The organism is Pseudomonas sp. Rh2, assembly GCF_040762985.1.
GTDB classification, from domain to species: Bacteria; Pseudomonadota; Gammaproteobacteria; order Pseudomonadales; family Pseudomonadaceae; genus Aquipseudomonas; species Aquipseudomonas taiwanensis.
Map to the genome: position 1 here is coordinate 1,041,248 of NZ_CP142890.1, position 17,327 is coordinate 1,058,574.

Annotated in this window: 15 protein-coding genes and 1 pseudogene; 12 read left to right on the forward strand and 4 right to left on the reverse strand. The window is 63.3% G+C overall.

Annotated elements, in window-relative coordinates:
- The first annotated feature begins 123 nt into the window (after positions 1 to 123).
- The 9 genes from VXM67_RS04660 to VXM67_RS04700 all read left to right on the forward strand — a co-directional run bounded on the left by VXM67_RS04660 (position 124) and on the right by VXM67_RS04700 (position 9,451).
- Positions 124 to 741: an NUDIX domain-containing protein gene (locus VXM67_RS04660; protein ID WP_023378437.1), complete on the forward strand. Its 618-nt coding sequence runs from the start codon at positions 124 to 126 to the stop codon at positions 739 to 741.
- Positions 732 to 1,184: a DUF1249 domain-containing protein gene (locus VXM67_RS04665; protein WP_027907958.1), complete on the forward strand. Its 453-nt coding sequence runs from the start codon at positions 732 to 734 to the stop codon at positions 1,182 to 1,184. Before VXM67_RS04660 ends, VXM67_RS04665 begins: the two co-directional genes overlap by 10 nt.
- 85 nt (positions 1,185 to 1,269) lie before the next feature.
- Positions 1,270 to 2,073, forward strand: a complete 804-nt coding sequence (gene cpdA, locus VXM67_RS04670) for a 3',5'-cyclic-AMP phosphodiesterase (protein WP_023378440.1) — start codon at positions 1,270 to 1,272, stop codon at positions 2,071 to 2,073.
- A gap of 176 nt (positions 2,074 to 2,249) precedes the next feature.
- Positions 2,250 to 2,858: a YqiA/YcfP family alpha/beta fold hydrolase gene (locus tag VXM67_RS04675; protein ID WP_023378442.1), complete on the forward strand. Its 609-nt coding sequence runs from the start codon at positions 2,250 to 2,252 to the stop codon at positions 2,856 to 2,858.
- A 35-nt stretch (positions 2,859 to 2,893) separates the two neighbouring features.
- Positions 2,894 to 4,798, forward strand: a complete 1,905-nt coding sequence (gene parE, locus VXM67_RS04680) for a DNA topoisomerase IV subunit B (protein ID WP_027907959.1) — start codon at positions 2,894 to 2,896, stop codon at positions 4,796 to 4,798.
- Entirely contained in the window at positions 4,795 to 5,781 is a 987-nt protein-coding gene (locus VXM67_RS04685) for an esterase-like activity of phytase family protein (protein ID WP_367237526.1), read from the forward strand. Before parE ends, VXM67_RS04685 begins: the two co-directional genes overlap by 4 nt.
- Positions 5,778 to 6,296 carry a TIGR02281 family clan AA aspartic protease gene (locus tag VXM67_RS04690; RefSeq protein ID WP_023378447.1) on the forward strand — a complete coding sequence of 173 codons (519 nt, stop codon included), beginning with the start codon at positions 5,778 to 5,780 and terminating at the stop codon, positions 6,294 to 6,296. Before VXM67_RS04685 ends, VXM67_RS04690 begins: the two co-directional genes overlap by 4 nt.
- A gap of 10 nt (positions 6,297 to 6,306) precedes the next feature.
- Entirely contained in the window at positions 6,307 to 8,565 is a 2,259-nt protein-coding gene (parC, locus tag VXM67_RS04695) for a DNA topoisomerase IV subunit A (RefSeq protein WP_023378448.1), read from the forward strand.
- A 175-nt stretch (positions 8,566 to 8,740) separates the two neighbouring features.
- Positions 8,741 to 9,451 carry a membrane integrity-associated transporter subunit PqiC gene (locus VXM67_RS04700; RefSeq protein ID WP_027907960.1) on the forward strand — a complete coding sequence of 237 codons (711 nt, stop codon included), beginning with the start codon at positions 8,741 to 8,743 and terminating at the stop codon, positions 9,449 to 9,451.
- 110 nt (positions 9,452 to 9,561) lie between these two features.
- Here VXM67_RS04700 and VXM67_RS04705 read toward each other — a convergent pair whose 3' ends face one another.
- A complete protein-coding gene (locus VXM67_RS04705) occupies positions 9,562 to 11,019 on the reverse strand; it encodes an AhpA/YtjB family protein (protein ID WP_027907961.1) in 1,458 nt (485 codons plus the stop codon).
- Between the two features lie 135 nt (positions 11,020 to 11,154).
- Here VXM67_RS04705 and serB point away from each other — a divergent pair, with 135 nt between their 5' ends.
- Positions 11,155 to 12,369, forward strand: coding sequence for a phosphoserine phosphatase SerB (gene serB / locus VXM67_RS04710; protein WP_023378452.1), 1,215 nt, complete (start codon positions 11,155 to 11,157; stop codon positions 12,367 to 12,369).
- Between the two features lie 257 nt (positions 12,370 to 12,626).
- The gene (locus VXM67_RS04715) at positions 12,627 to 13,028 is read left to right on the forward strand and encodes a hypothetical protein (protein ID WP_027907962.1); all 402 of its coding nucleotides are present in this window, start codon (positions 12,627 to 12,629) and stop codon (positions 13,026 to 13,028) included.
- 52 nt (positions 13,029 to 13,080) lie between these two features.
- Here the strand turns inward: VXM67_RS04715 and asd are convergent, their stop codons facing one another.
- The 3 genes and pseudogenes from asd to VXM67_RS04730 form a co-directional block, all read right to left on the reverse strand.
- Positions 13,081 to 13,944 (reverse strand): archaetidylserine decarboxylase, encoded by an 864-nt coding sequence (gene asd, locus VXM67_RS04720; protein WP_023378454.1) that lies wholly within the window; start codon positions 13,942 to 13,944, stop codon positions 13,081 to 13,083.
- A 9-nt stretch (positions 13,945 to 13,953) separates the two neighbouring features.
- Positions 13,954 to 14,763: a rhodanese-like domain-containing protein gene (locus tag VXM67_RS04725; protein WP_023378455.1), complete on the reverse strand. Its 810-nt coding sequence runs from the start codon at positions 14,761 to 14,763 to the stop codon at positions 13,954 to 13,956.
- A gap of 44 nt (positions 14,764 to 14,807) precedes the next feature.
- Positions 14,808 to 16,342, reverse strand: a pseudogene (locus tag VXM67_RS04730) (HDOD domain-containing protein).
- Positions 16,343 to 16,472: 130 nt separating this feature from the next.
- On the opposite strand from VXM67_RS04730, the gene motA reads away from it, so the two are divergent.
- A complete protein-coding gene (gene motA / locus VXM67_RS04735; protein ID WP_023378457.1) occupies positions 16,473 to 17,324 on the forward strand; it encodes a flagellar motor stator protein MotA in 852 nt (283 codons plus the stop codon).
- Positions 17,325 to 17,327 lie beyond the last annotated feature (3 nt).

A 17,327-nucleotide genomic window follows, 5' to 3' on the forward strand; every position in this document is an offset into this window, starting at 1 on the left:
ACTAAGCTAACAGAGAGAAGGCCTGCTGTCCCGAGTGGGCGAACGGTTGCCAGAAAGGGATGAAACAGGCTGGCGTGCAGAGTAGGATGGCGCGATGCGGTAAATGAGGTCATGAGGATTTCCATGTCAGACACGTTCAATTCGGTGCCCAAGGCGGTCGAGATCGTCAAGCGGGTCAATTGCTTCCAGGGTTTCTACAAGCTCGACAAGGTGCACCTGCGCCACGAGCTGTTCGCTGGAGGCATGGGCCGCGAGATCAGTCGCGAACTGTTCGTGCGGCATGACGCGGTCTGTGTGCTGCCCTACGACCCGTTGCGCGATGAGGTGGTGCTGATCGAGCAGTTTCGCGTGGGCGCCATGGACAAGGTCGCCAACCCGTGGCTGATCGAGATGGTGGCGGGGCTGATCGACAAGGACGAGCAGCCAGAAGAAGTCGCCCATCGCGAGGCTGAAGAGGAAGCAGGGCTTACCTTCAGCGCGCTGTGGCCAATGACCCGCTACTTCCCGTCTCCGGGCGGTAGCGATGAGTACGTTCATCTGTTCCTCGGTCGTTGCAGCAGCGAAGGCGCCGGTGGCCTGCATGGCCTGGAAGAAGAGGGCGAGGACATTCGTGTTCGCGTGTGGTCATTCGAAGATGCCCTGCAAGCGGTACGTGACGGGCGTATCTGCAATGCCGCGACCATAATCGGGTTGCAGTGGCTGGCGTTGAATCGAGACGAAGTACGAGGTATGTGGAAGTGAACCTGTTGCGTGAGCGTTATCGGGTAGATCTGGCCGGGCTGCAGGCAGCCTGTGAGGCCAACTATGCCCGGCTCATGCGCTTGCTGCCAGACATGCGCACCACCCAGAGTTCGCGCCGCATCGGCATGACCCAGGGCGACCAGATGCTTGGCGTACTGGTGCTCGACGTGGTGCTGGCATGCCCCTATACCACCACCTTGCGCGTACGCCAGGAGCACAGCCTGCCCTGGCTGCCGGTGCCGCACCTGGAGGTGCAGGTGTATCACGATGCGCGCATGGCCGAGGTGGTCAGTGCCGAGCACGCCCGACGCCTGCGCAGCATCTACCCGTACCCCAATGCCGCCATGCACCAGCCGGACGAAAAAGCCCAGCTCAATCTGTTCCTGGGCGAATGGCTGAGTCACTGCCTGGCCTGTGGTCACGAACTGGCAAGTGTGCGCTGAAATGTGACGCGGGTTGGTTTCGAGTATTTGCTCGAAAGCCTTCCGCCGCCATAATCCGTGCAATATCCGTTCGAGGAGACGGCCGTTGCCGCACCCAGACTCCCTACCGGCACCCATTCATGTGGTGCAACTGACCGACGCCCACCTGTTCGCCGACCCGGCTGGTTCGCTGCTGGGCTTGAGGACTCGGGACAGCCTGCGCCACGTGATTGCCCAGGTGCGCCGTGAGCAGCCGCGCATCGACTTGCTGCTGTGCACAGGTGACCTATCCCAGGACGCCAGCGTGGCTTCCTACCAGGCTTTTCGAGCGCTCACCGCTGAGTTCGGTGCGCCGTCCCGCTGGTTGCCAGGCAATCATGACGAAGCCCGGGTGATGGCCGAGGTAGCGCCGGAGCAGACGCAGGCCGTGACCGATATCGGCGCCTGGCGCATCGTGATGCTCGATTCGGCAGTCGTCGGCGCAACCCACGGCTTGCTGGCAGATCAGCAACTGGCCACGCTGGACGCAGCGCTGGCAGGTGCCGGCGAGCGCCACTGCCTGGTGTGCTGCCACCATCAGCCGGTGGACATCGGTTGCGCCTGGATCGCCCCGATCGGCCTGCGTAACGCCGATGTACTGCTGCAGCGCCTGCTACGTTATCCACAGGTGAAGGCGTTGCTGTGGGGGCATGTTCACCAAGAGTGGGATGAAGTGCGCGATGGGCTGCGTTTGCTGGCCACACCCTCGACCTGCATCCAATTCGCAGCGCGCAGCGAAGAGTTCAAGGTGAGTGAGGAACAGCCAGGGTATCGCTGGTTGCGTCTGCATGCCGACGGACGGTTGGAGACCGGCGTGGAGCGGGCGCTGGATTTCGAAGTGAAGCTCGACTTCGACAGCCCCGGCTACTGAGGTGAACGCCCGTCGACGCGGCCTGGTGTCGCCAGCGGGCCACATCGCGGCCGATGCTTGATTGAAGATTGTGTTGCGAAATTCCCGATCCAGCGCCAAAACCCGGCGAACACGCTACACTGCGCGTCCCTGCGCCCACTCCGATCGGGCGCGAAGCCACAGATTCCGGGGGCAGCATGTCGGGTTCCATCCTCTATATCCATGGCTTCAACAGCTCGCCGCTTTCAACCAAGGCGCGGCAGCTGGAGGCCGTCATGCAGCAGTTGGGGCTGTCCGACCACGTGCGCATACCCGCTTTGCACCATCATCCGCGCCAGGCCATCGCCCAGCTCGAAGCGGCCATCGCCGAACTGGGCAAGCCCCTGCTGGTAGGCAGTTCGCTCGGCGGCTACTATGCCACCCATCTGGCCGAGCGCCATGGCCTCAAGGCCTTGCTGGTCAACCCAGCGGTTACCCCGCACAAGCTGTTCGACGGCTACCTGGGTACCCAGCGCAACTTCTACACCGATGAAACCTGGGAGCTGACCCTGGATCATGTGCAGGCCCTGGCCGAACTGGAAGTGCCGGCGCCCACGGACCCAAGCCGCTATCAAGTGTGGCTGCAGACCGCCGATGAAACCCTGGACTACCGCCACGCCGAGCGCTATTACCGCGCGTGCGCCCTGCGTATCCAGGCCGGAGGCGATCACGGCTTCCAAGGCTTTGCCCAGCGGTTGCCGGCTTTGCTGGCGTTTGCCGGTATTGCCCGAGGGCAGTACGCAGCGCTCGATTTTTCTGTATTTTGATCTTTTTGCATTCACCAGACTGACGACGAGAACCCATGGCCAATCCCAGCGCTAGCGCCTATAACGCAGACGCCATCGAAGTCCTCTCGGGCCTTGACCCGGTCCGTAAGCGGCCGGGCATGTACACCGATACCAGCCGGCCGAACCACCTGGCTCAGGAAGTCATCGACAACAGTGTCGACGAAGCCTTGGCCGGCCACGCCCGTTCGGTGCAGGTGATCCTCCACGCCGACCACTCGCTGGAAGTCAGCGACGATGGCCGCGGCATGCCGGTGGACATCCACCCTGAAGAAGGCGTGTCGGGGGTCGAGCTGATCCTGACCAAGCTGCACGCAGGCGGCAAGTTCTCCAACAAGAACTACCAGTTCTCCGGCGGCCTGCATGGTGTCGGTATTTCCGTGGTCAACGCCCTGTCGACCCAGGTGCGTGTGCGCGTCAAGCGCGACGGCAACGAATACCAGATGACCTTCGCCGACGGCTTCAAGGCCAGCGAGCTGGAAGTGGTCGGTACGGTGGGCAAGCGCAACACCGGTACCAGCGTGTACTTCAGCCCCGACCCGAAGTATTTCGATTCGCCGAAGTTTTCCATCAGCCGCCTCAAGCATGTGCTCAAGGCCAAGGCCGTGTTGTGCCCGGGCCTGCTGGTCAGCTTCGAGGACAAGTCCACGGGCGAGAAAGTCGAGTGGCATTACGAGGACGGCCTGCGTTCTTACCTGGTCGACTCGGTCAGCGAGTTCCAGCGCCTGCCCGATGAGCCGTTTTGTGGCAGCCTGGCGGGCAACAAGGAAGCCGTCGACTGGGCACTGTTGTGGTTGCCTGAGGGCGGTGACAGTGTTCAGGAAAGCTACGTCAACCTGATTCCCACCGCCCAGGGCGGTACCCACGTCAATGGCCTGCGCCAGGGCCTGCTCGACGCCATGCGCGAGTTCTGCGAGTTCCGTAACCTGCTGCCACGGGGTGTGAAGCTGGCGCCGGAAGATGTCTGGGAGCGCATCACCTTCGTCCTGTCGATGAAGATGCAGGAACCCCAGTTTTCCGGTCAGACCAAGGAGCGCTTGTCCTCCCGCGAGGCGGCGGCGTTCGTCTCGGGCGTGGTCAAGGACGCGTTCAGCCTGTGGCTCAACGCCCACCCCGAGATGGGTATGCAACTGGCGGAGCTTGCCATCAGTAACGCCGGCCGCCGCCTCAAAGCCAGCAAGAAGGTCGAGCGCAAGCGCGTGACCCAGGGCCCGGCGCTGCCTGGCAAACTGGCGGACTGCGCAGGTCAGGACCCGATGCGGGCCGAGCTTTTCCTGGTCGAGGGTGATTCGGCCGGTGGCTCGGCCAAGCAGGCGCGCGACAAGGAGTTCCAGGCGATCCTGCCGCTGCGCGGCAAGATCCTCAACACCTGGGAAGTGGACGGTGGCGAAGTCCTGGCCAGCCAGGAAGTGCACAACATCGCCGTTGCCATCGGCGTCGATCCGGGTGCCGCGGACCTGTCGCAGCTGCGTTACGGCAAGATCTGCATCCTCGCCGACGCCGACTCCGACGGCCTGCACATCGCAACCTTGTTGTGTGCCCTGTTTGTGCAGCACTTCCGGCCGCTGGTCGAGGCCGGCCACGTCTATGTGGCGATGCCGCCGCTGTACCGCATCGACCTGGGCAAGGAAATCTACTACGCCCTCGACGAGGCTGAGCGCGACGGTATTCTCGACCGCCTGGTGGCCGAGAAGAAGCGTGGCAAGCCGCAGGTCACCCGATTCAAGGGCCTGGGTGAAATGAACCCGCCGCAGCTGCGCGAGACCACTATGGATCCGAACACCCGGCGCCTGGTCCAACTGACCCTGGATGATCTGCAGGGCACCACCGAAATCATGGACATGCTGTTGGCCAAGAAGCGTGCCGGTGACCGCAAGAGCTGGCTGGAAACCAAAGGTAACCTGGCCGAGGTCCTGGTTTGATTCGTCTGCTGTTCGCGGCCTGCCTTGCGTTGGTTGCCCTGCCGAGCCTGGCGGGCAACTGGCCGGAGCTCAAGCTCACCGCAGAGCACCCGATCGAGGGCATGCGTGGTGGCAACCTGTCCGGTCTGGCCTTTTGCCGCGGCGGCTTATGGGGCGTGTCCGACCGGGATGACGACCGCATCTACCGCTTCGACCAGCAAGGTGCAGTCTGGCGTGCCCAGCCGCTGACCTTCACGCCGCCGCCCGTGCCGGAAAGCGGCTTGCCCTGGGGGCTGAAGTCGCGCAACTGGGCGGCTTCGTACATTCGCGGTGGCGAATTGGACTACGAAGGCATTACCTGCGATCAGGCAGGCAATATCTTCCTGGTCAGCGAGGCCCACGCGGCGGTGCTGCAGTTGCCCGTCGACGGGGAGCCAGTCTGGTTGAAGATCGACCCTGCGATGATTCGCCAGGCCCGTGCCAGTGGCATGCTGCTGAACTTCAATGCCTTGTTCGAAGGACTGGCGATCAACCCGGTGGGCGACCGCCTGTGGTTGGCAGCAGAGCGTGAGCGCCGGGGCCTGGTGGCGGTGCAGCGCCAGCAGTCGGTCTGGACCTGCGAGCGCAGTTGCGTGCTGCTCAGCGAGGCCGGTGTCGAGATGCAGCCCGCACAGATGCCTAACCCGCAAGCGTTATCGCGAGACTTTTCCGATCTGGCCTGGTTCGACGGCAAGCTATTCACGCTCCAGCGCAACGCCTACCGCATCTGCCGTCGCGATGCCGGTACGGGCACGGTCGAGCGTTGCTGGTCGTTCGCCGCCGATGCCCTGGTGGAGGGGCGCCGGTATGATCAGCCGTTCGGTCTGGCCGAGGCCTTGGTAATCGATGCGAAAGGGGCCTGGGTCGGCCTGGACAACAACAACGGCGACCGTGCCGACGGTGAAACGCGCCCGATCGTCTGGCGCTTCGCTGCGCCCGAAGGTGGTTGGAGTGCCAAGCCATGAGCCAGCCACCGGGAAAGCGCGCGGGCAAGGTCCTGATGTTCGTCGCCTGGGTGGCGGCGCTGTTTCTGGCCACGCGTTTTTTTGGTGATTGGGAAGCCCGTGAACACAATCCGAACGTGCACGTGCAGTCCGAGCATGGCGAAGGTTTCATCGAGGTGCGCTTGCTGAGCAATGGCCAGGGCCATTTCGTCGCGGACGGCGCGATCAATGGCCAGGGGGTGCATTTCATGCTCGACACTGGCGCTACGGATGTGGCGATACCCGAAACGCTGGCCCGCGACCTGGACCTGGAGCGGGGCAGCCCGGTGACCCTGAGCACCGCCAACGGTCGCACCGAGGGCTATCGGACTCGCCTGGACAGCCTGCAGTTGGGCGATATCCGCCTGCAAGGCGTGCGCGCACTGGTGGTGCCCGGTCTGGATGGCCAGACGGTACTGCTGGGCATGAGCGCGCTGAAACAACTTGAATTTACCCAGCGCGGCGGCACCATGCTGCTGCGCCAGAACCTGAAATGACGAGGCCCGCATGAGCGACTCACTGGAACTCAGCCTCGACGGCGTCGAACGCCGCTCGCTGGCTGACTTCACCGAACAGGCCTACCTCAACTATTCCATGTACGTGATCATGGACCGGGCCCTGCCGCATATCGGCGACGGCCTGAAGCCGGTGCAGCGACGCATCGTCTACGCCATGAGCGAGTTGGGGCTCGATGCCGACGCCAAGCACAAGAAATCCGCCCGTACCGTCGGTGACGTGCTCGGCAAGTTCCACCCCCACGGCGACTCGGCCTGCTACGAAGCGATGGTGTTGATGGCGCAGCCGTTCAGCTACCGCTACACCCTGGTCGATGGCCAGGGTAACTGGGGTGCGCCGGATGATCCGAAGTCGTTCGCCGCGATGCGTTACACCGAGGCGCGCCTGTCGCGTTACTCCGAAGTGCTGCTCAGCGAGCTGGGCCAAGGTACGGTGGACTGGGTGCCGAACTTCGACGGTACCTTGCAGGAGCCGGCGGTGCTGCCGGCGCGCCTGCCGAACATCCTGCTCAACGGCACCACGGGTATCGCCGTGGGCATGGCGACCGACGTGCCGCCGCACAACCTGCGCGAGGTGGCCAGCGCCTGTGTGCGCCTGCTCGACGAGCCCAAGGCCACCATCGAGCAACTGTGCGAGCATATCCAGGGCCCGGATTACCCGACCGAAGCCGAAATCGTCACGCCGCGTGCCGAGATCCTCAAGATCTACGAAAGTGGCCGCGGCTCGATCCGCATGCGTGCGGTCTATCGCGTCGAAGACGGCGATATCGTGGTCACCGCGCTGCCGCATCAGGTCTCCGGTGCCAAGGTGCTGGAGCAGATCGCCGCGCAGATGCAGGCAAAGAAGCTGCCGATGGTTGCCGACCTGCGCGATGAGTCGGACCACGAGAACCCTTGCCGTATCGTCATCATCCCGCGTTCCAACCGTGTGGATGCCGCCGAACTGATGCAGCACCTGTTCGCTACCACTGATCTGGAAAGCAGTTATCGGGTCAACGTCAACATCATTGGTCTGGATGGCCGTCCGCAGCTCAAGAATCTGCGTGCGCTGTTGCTGGAGTGGCTGGAATACCGCATCGGTACTGTCCGCCGCCGCCTGCAGCACCGTCTGGAAAAGGTCGAGAAGCGCCTGCACCTGTTGGAGGGTTTGCTCACCGCGTTCCTCAACCTGGACGAAGTGATCCACATCATCCGCACCGAGGACCAGCCCAAGCAGGCCCTGATCGCGCGTTTCGACCTGACTGAAATCCAGGCCGAGTACATCCTTGAAACCCGCTTGCGCCAGCTGGCTCGCCTGGAAGAAATGAAAATCCGTGGCGAGCAGGACGAGTTGCTCAAGGAACAGGCCAAGCTGCTCGCGCTGCTTGGCAGCGATGCGAAACTGCGCAAGCTGGTGCGCAGCGAGCTGATCAAGGACGCTGAAACCTACGGCGACGACCGCCGTTCGCCGATCGTCGAGCGCGCAGAGGCCAAGGCGCTGTCGGAAAATGAGCTGATGCCGACTGAGCCTGTGACCGTGGTGTTGTCGGAAAAGGGCTGGGTACGCTGCGCCAAAGGCCACGATATCGATGCCACCGGGCTTTCGTACAAGGCGGGCGACGGCTTCAAGGCGGCGGCTGCTGGTCGCTCCAACCAGTTTGCCGTGCTCATCGACTCGACCGGCCGCAGCTATTCGCTGGCTGCGCACACCCTGCCTTCGGCACGGGGCCAGGGTGAGCCACTGACCGGTCGTCTGACACCGCCGCCAGGTGCCACCTTCGAGTGCGTGCTATTGCCGGACGACGATGCGCTCTACGTGGTGGCTTCGGACGCCGGTTACGGCTTCGTGGTCAAGGGCGAGGACCTGCAGGCGAAGAACAAGGCCGGCAAGGGCCTGCTGAGCCTGCCAAACGGTGCCAAGGTGATGACTCCGCGCCCGGTGGCCAACCGTGAGCAGGACTGGCTGGCCGCGGTGACGAGCGAAGGGCGCCTGCTGGTGTTCAAGGTTGCCGACCTGCCGCAGTTGGCCAAGGGCAAGGGCAACAAGATCATTGGCGTGCCCGGTGATCGAGTGGCCAGCCGTGAAGAATTTGTCACAGATTTGGCCGTCATCGCCGAGGGAGCGACTCTTGTGTTGCAAGCTGGCAAGCGTACCCTATCCCTGAAACCAGATGACCTTGAGCACTACAAGGGTGAGCGGGGCCGACGCGGTAGTAAGCTGCCACGCGGGTTCCAGCGGGTAGACGGGTTGCAGGTGGAAGTCCCGGCATAAGCGAGTAGTCTGTCTGGAACGGCAATTTCAGCGTCGTTCCAGGCAGAAATGCTGGAGTCGGGCCAATATTTCGCGGATGATAGTGCCCTTGTGGTGCCGGCGTGGCCGAGTACCCGATTGAATCTACATGAGTATCACTGCGGTTTGCCTGGTGGCGACCGCCTGGATGGGATGAATGAAATTCCTGCGCCTTCCATTTGCGCTGCTGATGACGGGTTTGCTGGGACTGGGCGGATGCAGCATGCATCAGCCCATGGCCCTGTACCAACTCGATAGTGGTGATCCCGGCCAGCCTTCGCAGAGTGCGGGCATGGCCGTGGTGCTCGGCCCGGTATCGATCGCCGATTACCTGCAGCGCGAAACCTTCCTGCAGCGTCAGCCTGACGGCAGCTTGAGTTCGGCCACCGATGGCCGTTGGGCGGGCAGCCTGTCGGCGGATATCGATCAATTGCTGGTACGTCAGCTGGCCTGGCGCCTGGACAGCCAGCGCGTCGTCCTGGCCCCGGCGAGCACGGGCTTCACGCCGGACGTGCAGGTGCTGCTGTCGATTACCCGCCTGGATTCGGGCAAGAACCAACCGGCGATCCTCGACGCCCAGTGGCGTCTGCTCGACCGTCGTGGCCACGTCCGTGACAACCGCATCGTCCACCTCGAGCAGCCGCACGAGGGTAGCGAAGCTTCGCAAGTGCAAGCCCAGGGGCAGTTGCTGCAGAAGCTGGCTGAACAGTTGAGCACCGCGGTCAAGCCGTTGGCCAATCAACCGGCCATCGCCGAAGAGGCGCCGAAGAAACCCGCTGCACCGGTGCAGGTGAAGAAAGGGCCAGAGAAATCCAAGATTCCGATGGCGTCACCGATTCGTACCGATATGGAAGTCTATCGGTTCTGATCGAACCGCCAGGCAAAAAAAGGCCCGCATCGCTGCGGGCTTTTTTGTGTCTGGCATTCTGGCCATGCAGCCTCTGCAGGGCGCCGGCTCCAGGAACGCTTGGCCGGCGATCAGGCTCGGCGCTCGTGCATGCGCGCCAGTTGCCGCTCCAGCATCGACGGATAAGGCTCCATCAAGCGTTCTACGCAGCACGCGCCTTCAGGGCTGGCGATCGGCCGGATACGAGCCCGCTGGCGAATCAGGTTGTCATCGCTGATCTGGCGCTCGACCAGCAGCAGGTTGCGGCTGTGCTGGGACAGGGCCAGGGCGTCCTGGGCCTTTTCGGTCATCAGCAGGTCGACCTGCTCCATACCTTGCAGATCATCGCCCGATACGAGGCCCAACTGCAGTTGCAGGGTAATACCGCTGTCCGCCACTTCGATCTGCAGTGCATGGCCCAAGGCGCGCAGCAACTCGCCACAGCAGATGGCATTGGTCAGGTAGTCCTCGCCACTGTCGCCACTGTGGAAGAGCACCAGGGTGCTGCCGTCATTGAGCGTGTAGGTTTCGCCTTCGTACAGCGACGCCGCTTGTTCCAGGCAGTCGCGGTAACGCTCCAGCAGCTCGGTCAGGCGTGTGCGTGGCAAACGGCGCAGCTGCTCCTGGGAGCCCAGCTGGACCGCTAGCACTGCGGTGTTCTGCGGCTCGCTGGAGGAGACAGCGCTGGCCTTGGGGGGGCTGTCTTCGTCCAACAGCCCGGCAAACGCCTCATCGTCTTCGTCGTCCGCCTGCGCCACGGCGTGCGCTCGTGGTGCTGGCTTGGCGGTGGTGGCGACGTCGTGCAGGTCGTCGAAGCTGTCCTCGTCGTCTTCCTCTTCCTCCGGCTCCGGGGGCGGAGGAGGGGCCAGGCGTGCGTGCAGTTGGCGAGCCAGGTCGCCGATTTCATCCTGACGGTCGGTAGCCGGGGTATAGGGGTGCGGATCACGCAGCCATACGCGCAGTTGCAGCAGCGGCGTGGTGATGTAACGGCCCTGGCGCAGGCTCAGGCTCAAAGCCAGTGCCAGTAGGATCGCAGCCAGGATGCCCATGCTTTGCAGGCTGATCAGCATCGGTTGCTGGAACTGGCTCATGTCCAGGCTGATGCGCAGTTGCCCGGCGGTCACGTCCTGGAAGGTGATTTTGGTCTGATACAGGCCCTCGGCCTCGCCCAGCAGGCTGTTGCGCGGGCGCTGGCCGGCTTCGGCCAGTATGCGGTTATCCACGCTGTAGATGGCGGCATGGGCTACCAGCGGGTTCTTCACCAGGTTGCCCAGCAGCACGTTGAGGCTGAGGATGTCGTTGGACACCAGCAACTCGGTCGCCGAGGTGGCGGTCTGGGTGGTCAGGCTCTGGCCAAGGGCGTCGGCCTGTTCGTGCATGGCCTGCTTGAATTGCAGGCCCATCACGCAGGCGTAGATCACTAACGCTAGCGCCACCAGGAAAATGTTGGTGATGGCGATGCGCAGTGCCAGGGGAATGCGACGTTGGCGCAGGGCACGGAAGATCATCAGGAAGAAGTTGTCTGGTTTGACGGGCGTAGGCCGGTTCACAGAGCGCGGCTCTTTATGGCGGAAAAGTGTTGCGCAGTATAGCGAGCCGTGTTTTGTCGGCAAAGTATCGTTGGCGCCCGATGGTCACGGAAAATCGGTAGAATGCGCATTTTTCATCGAAGTCGGAGCCAGGTTGTGCGCGAAATCGTCCTGATCAACATCACCGGTGAGGACCGTCCCGGTCTCACTGCGGCCATTACCGGCGTCCTGCTCCAGGGCGGAGTGAACATCCTCGACATAGGTCTTGCGGTCATGCATGGCACGTTGTCGTTCGGCATCCTGGTCGATATCCCGGACAACGAAGTGTCCACCCGCCTGCTGCAAGCCGTCCAGGCCAAGGCCCATGAGCTGAACCTGCAGGCGCGCTACACGCCCATTTCCGAGGCTGACTACCAGCACTGGGCTGACGGTCACGGTGAGGCACGCCACATCGTTACGCTGCTCAGCCGTAAGATCACCCCCGAGCAATTGCAACGGGTGAGTGCGGTCATCAGTAAGTACGAGCTGACCATCGAGCGCATCGAGCGCCTGTCGGCCCGGGTGGTGCTGGATGCCCAGCAGGAAAAAGGCAAGGCCGCCCTGGAGATCTCCGTCCGTGGCGAACCGAGCGATGCCCAGGCCCTGCGCGCGGACTTCTTCGCCCTGTCGGACGAGTTGAAGATCGACATCGCCTTCCAGAAGGACGACCTGTATCGCCGCAATCGCCGTCTGGCGGTGTTCGACATGGACTCGACGCTGATTGAGGCCGAGGTCATCGACGAGTTGGCCAAGGCCGCGGGTGTGGGCGAACAGGTCTCGGCGATCACCGAGCGGGCGATGCGCGGCGAGCTGGATTTTCGCGCCAGCTTCAAGGAGCGCATGGCGCTGCTCAAGGGCCTGGATGTGGGCGTACTGGACGAGATCGGCGCTTCCCTGCGTCTGACCGAGGGTGCCGAGAACCTGTTCGCCGAGCTCAAGCGCCTGGGTTACAAGACCGCGATCCTCTCGGGCGGCTTCTCCTACTTCGCCAAGCAGGTCCAGGCGCGCCTGGGCATCGACTATGTGTTCGCCAACGAACTGGAAGTGGTCGATGGCAAAGTGACCGGCGTGGCCGTGGAGCCGATCGTCGACGCCCAGCGCAAGGCCGACCTGCTGCAGCAACTGGCGAGCGAAGAGGGCCTGCAACTGGACCAGACCATCGCCGTGGGCGACGGTGCCAACGACTTGCCGATGCTCTCGCTGGCCGGCCTGGGCGTGGCCTTCCGGGCCAAACCACTGGTGCGTCAGTCGGCCAAACAGGCGATTTCCACCTTGGGCCTCGACGGCGTGCTGTATTTGCTGGGCATGCGCGACCGCGACGCGCGGGGTTGATCCCAGCCTCTGGTGCCCTGCACGGCACCGTGGGAGCGGCCTCGAGTCGCCAGAGGGCCGCCTGGCGGCCCTTTCCCGGCACAAGGCGGCGTCTGCGGGGCTGAGGGGCGTGGCAACTGGCCGCTACATCGCTGATTGCGAACTGTTCTAAGTCATCCTTTGATCACCATCTAGGCTTGGATCCGTACGGTTCACCCATCGACCGTGCTGGCCCGGGGGGAGTCCTCGTGGCTATCAACTTCAAGGAGATGAAGTTCATGTTCAAGTACGCAGTGGAGAATCAGTGGGGCGGTAACTCGGCACCTTGGCACCCGGGCGGAATCTGGGTAATCGGTGGCCGCGACAATCAGAAGGTGGTGTCGGTGGACGTCAAGTCGACCGATGGAGGTCAGACTCTGCAAGGTGTCATGACCTATGCCGGCGAGGGACCGATCGGCTTCCAGGGCAAGCGCATCGCGCAGAACCGCTACCAGGTGCAGAACCAGTGGGGTGGCAGCAGTGCCCCTTGGCATCCGGGCGGGGAGTGGGTGATCGGTGGGCGCGACAACCAGAGCGTCGTCGCCTTGAGCGTCAGGTCCGAGGATGGCGGGCTTACTCTCAACGGTACCAACACTTACAACAACGAGGGCCCGATCGGCTTCCGCAGCCTGCTCGGTTAGCCATTGCTGCCAAGAAGACGCCCCCGGCCTTGCGCCGGGGGCGTTGAAGCGATCAACCTTGTTGCGGCTGAGCCAGCAGCTGGCCCATGCGCACCGCCGAGCCAGCGCCCAGCGACTCGGCCCACTTCACTTGCTCTGGACCGAACAGCACGATGGCGGTCGAGCCCAGCTTGAAGCGACCCAGTTCGGCGCCTTTTTCCAGATGAATCGGCGCACGGCTGCCTTCGTCATAGCGGAACGTCTTGAGCTCACGCTTGGGGGGCGTGACCAGGCCTGCCCAAACGGTTTCGATCGAGGCGACGATCATCGCACCGACCAGCACCACGGCCATCGGGCCCCGCTCGGTATCGAACAGGCAGACCACACGCTCGTTGCGAGCGAACAGTTCGGGGACGTTCTCCGCGGTGGTCTGGTTGACCGAGAACAGGCGGCCCGGCACATAGACCATTTCGCGCAGGGTGCCGGCAAGCGGCATGTGCACGCGGTGGTAGTCCTTGGGCGACAGGTAGATGGTGGCGAATTCACCGCCCATGAAGGGCGCCGCCAGGGCAGGGTCGCCGCCCAGCAGCTCCAGCGCGCTGAAGCTGTGGCCCTTGGCCTGGAAGATCCGGCCGTGCTCGATCGGGCCCAGTTGGCTCACCGCACCGTCGGCCGGGCAAAGGATCGCGCCGGGGGTTTCGTCCAGCGGGCGCGCGCCTGGCTTGAGGGCGCGGGTGAAGAAGGCGTTGAAGTGCTCGTAGGCGGTGAGGTCTTCGACCAGTGCTTCGTTCATGTTCACCTGGTAGCGCTTGGCGAACCAGGCGGTAAAGGCATTCTTGAACCAGCGCGCGCGGCACTCGGCGATGCAGCCCGCCAGCCGCGACAGCAGATGATGCGGCAGCAGGTACTGGCTGATGATGAACAAACGGGATTTCATGCAGGTTCCTTAGACTTCTACAGGCGTGTCCGGGTGGTTGCCCCATTCGCTCCACGAACCGGCGTAAGCCTTGATGCGCGGGTAGCCAAGGGCTTTGGCCACCAGGTAGGTGAAACCGGAGCGGCGGTGGGTCTGGCAGTGGGTGATCACTTCCTTGTCCGGCGTGATGCCCAGGCTCTGGAGGACTTCGGCGATGTCCTTGCGGATGCGCAGGTGGTCGTTGAGGTCCATGCCTGCGGTCCACTCGAAGTTGATGGCCCCTGGAATGTGTCCGCCCTTGGCCGCCAGCACCTTCTCGCCAGAAAACTCTTGTGGGCCGCGGGCATCCCAGATCACCAGGTCGTCGGCACCCAGGCGGCTTTGCAGGTATTCGCGGGTGGCGGTGGGCTCCTGGTGCAGGTGCAGTCTCACCGATGTGCTGGCCGCGGCAGGCACGTCGGTGGACAGCTTGTCGGCCGGCCACGACTGGATACCGCCATTGAGGTAGTGGTAGGCCTTGTGACCAATCACATCCAGCAGCCAGATGAAGCGGCCGGCCCAGCCGCCCCCTTCATCGTCGTAGACCACATAGACGGCATCGTCGCGATGGCCGAGTTCGCCGAACAGCTTCTCCAGGTCAGTCAGGGCTGGCAGCAGGCCTGGCGCTGGCGGCTGGCCGAGCTGGGTGCGCTTGCCCTCGACGAAGCGTGCCCCGGGGATATGCCCGCTGACATAGCGGTTGGCGCTGCTCAGGTCGACCAGGATCAGTTGCGGCGAATTCAGGCGTGGCAACAGGTCCTCGGGTTCGATCACCAGGGGCAATCCGGAAAAGTCAGTCATCCACGTTCTCCAGTGTGGAAAGAGGGGCGATTGTAGCGCAAGGCTCAGGCGTTGCGGGTGGCAAACACCGCCAGAGCACGCTCGATGCATTGCGCGGTCTTGCCGAAAGCTTGCACGCTGACATCGGCCAGTGGCTTGCCGCCCTGGTCGGCCACGGCCAGCATCAGCACCTGGTCGTTGACCGCCAGCGAACGCAGCAACACATGCTCGCTGCGAAAGAACGCGCGTAGGGGGGAGGCAGCAGTGCTGAGAACTGGGCATGGTTTTCGGGTGTCAGGCGCAGCTGGCCGGCCTTGCTGACCAGCTTCTGCAACAGCCTGTTCTGAGCAACCGGCAAGGCGATCGCCGCCGCCTCCTTGGGCAGCCCGGCGGCTTGCTGGACGCGCAGCAGGTCGCTGGCCTTGTCCAGGGTCAACAGCAGGATGCGCTGCATGCCGCATGCCTGCAAGGCTTGGCGCGCCTGGTTGGACAAGTGCACGGCGTTGGTGAATGGGCTGGGTTGCGCGAGCATCTGCTCGCACAGCTTGCGCCAGGCGCTCAGGTCCTCGCGGGTAGGGGGCGGTGGTGCCAGCATGTCAGGGTGCGGGCGGCGCTGATGCCATGGCCAGATAAGGGCTTCGGCAGGGTGGAACAGGGCATGCCTGGCGTGGCGGCGGGCGCTGGCGGCCGCCTGTTGGTGAACCTGTTGCTGCACGTCTTCCAGCGAAGTCTGCAGGTAGAGCGCGGTCAGTAACTGCCAGCGCAGTAGGTGCGGATTGTCCCAGCCGACCTGGGCCGCCAGCGCGAGGTTGTTGGCCAGCAGCACGGTGTTGGCCGGTTGATTGAACCAGCGGCTCAGGGCGGGCGCTTCGTCCAGGCGATGCTGCTGGCTCAGCAGGTCCTGATCGCGGGCGATGCTCAGGATCTGGCTCAGTTGCTCACGTTCTTCCAGCAGCAGGCGATAGCCTTGTGTCACCCATTGCGACAGGCGCCAGTGCTCGGCCACGGCTTGGCACAGCGCCAGGATGCGCACGCCAAACAGTTCGGACTCGACCTCTGCGGCCTCTTCGCCTTTGTGGATAACACGCAGCTCCCAGGCATCGAGCAGCTTCGGGTAGGCCAAGGCCATGGGCCACAAGGGCGACAGGAACAGCAGGCTGCCCCAGTGGATCTCTTGCCACAGCCGCGCCAGGCGGCTGGCGAACAGGCCGTTGGCCTGCTGCGAGGCGTGCTGGCTGATCAGCAGGAATTGGCGCAGCACGGGCGGGATATCGTCATCGGGCAGCGCGGGCAGGCGCATCAGCAGTTCCCGGGTACGCCCCAGGCCCAGGCGATTGAGGGCGATTTCCAGGCTTTCGGCCGGTTCCGCCAGGCTGGCGTTGGCCGGGTGATTGGCCTCGCGCATCACTGACAGCACCAGGGCCGGGCTGTCCTGCATCAGTTCGGCAATGTCGCGCAGGGAGCGGCGGCTGTCGTTGATCGCCGACAATACTGTGTCATGGCTCTGCTTCGGCACCGGCAATCGGACACTGTCCAGCAGTTTGATCCACGCGTCTAATGTACGCGGAGCCTGAGTAGGTACCTTAGTTTCAATTGGCATTTTGACATCAGTCCGAACTGGCTTTTCGCATTGAGTGGCTATAGTCTGGCGCAGTTCTGCCGATAAGTAGAAGAAGAGTTTTAAGGCTCCCGTCCCTCATCCTGACCACGACTGCAAGTGCTTTGAACCTATGGCTAAAATTATCGGCATCATCGTCGTATTCGCGAGCGTGCTCGGCGGGTACGTGCTTTCCCACGGCAAGATCGCGGCACTGATCCAGCCGTTCGAAGTGCTGATCATCGGTGGGGCGGCCTTTGGCGCCTTCATGCAGGCCAACCCTGGTTACATGACCATGCATGTAATCAAGAAGTCGCTGAAGATGTTTGGCTCGCGTTTTACCCATACCTTCTACTTGGAGGTGCTGGGCCTGGTGTACGAAATCCTCAACAAGAGCCGTCGCGAAGGCATGATGGCCATCGAGAGCGATATCGAGGATGCAGCGGCCAGCCCGATCTTCGCAAAATACCCCGCAGTGCTTGGCGATGAGCGCATGACCGCGTTCATCTGCGACTACTTGCGCATCATGTCCACCGGCAACATGGCGCCCCACGAGCTGGAAGGGCTGTTCGACATGGAGCTGCTGAGCATGAAGGAAGAGCTCGAGCACCCATCCCATGCGGTCAACGGCATCGCCGACGGCATGCCCGGTTTCGGTATCGTCGCGGCGGTACTGGGTATCGTGGTGACCATGGCTTCGCTGGGTGATGGCGACCAGAAGTCGATCGGTCTGCACGTGGGTGCGGCGCTGGTCGGTACCTTCTTCGGTATTCTGGCGGCCTATGGTTTCTTCGGCCCACTGGCCAAGTGCCTGGAGCACGATGCCAAGGAAGAACTCAACCTCTACGAGGCGATCAAGGCCTCGCTGGTGGCCTCGGCCTCTGGTATGCCGCCTTCGCTGGCCGTCGAGTTCGGTCGCAAGGTGCTGTATCCGAAGCATCGTCCGAGCTTTGCCGAATTGGAACAAGCGGTTCGCGGTCGCTGAGTC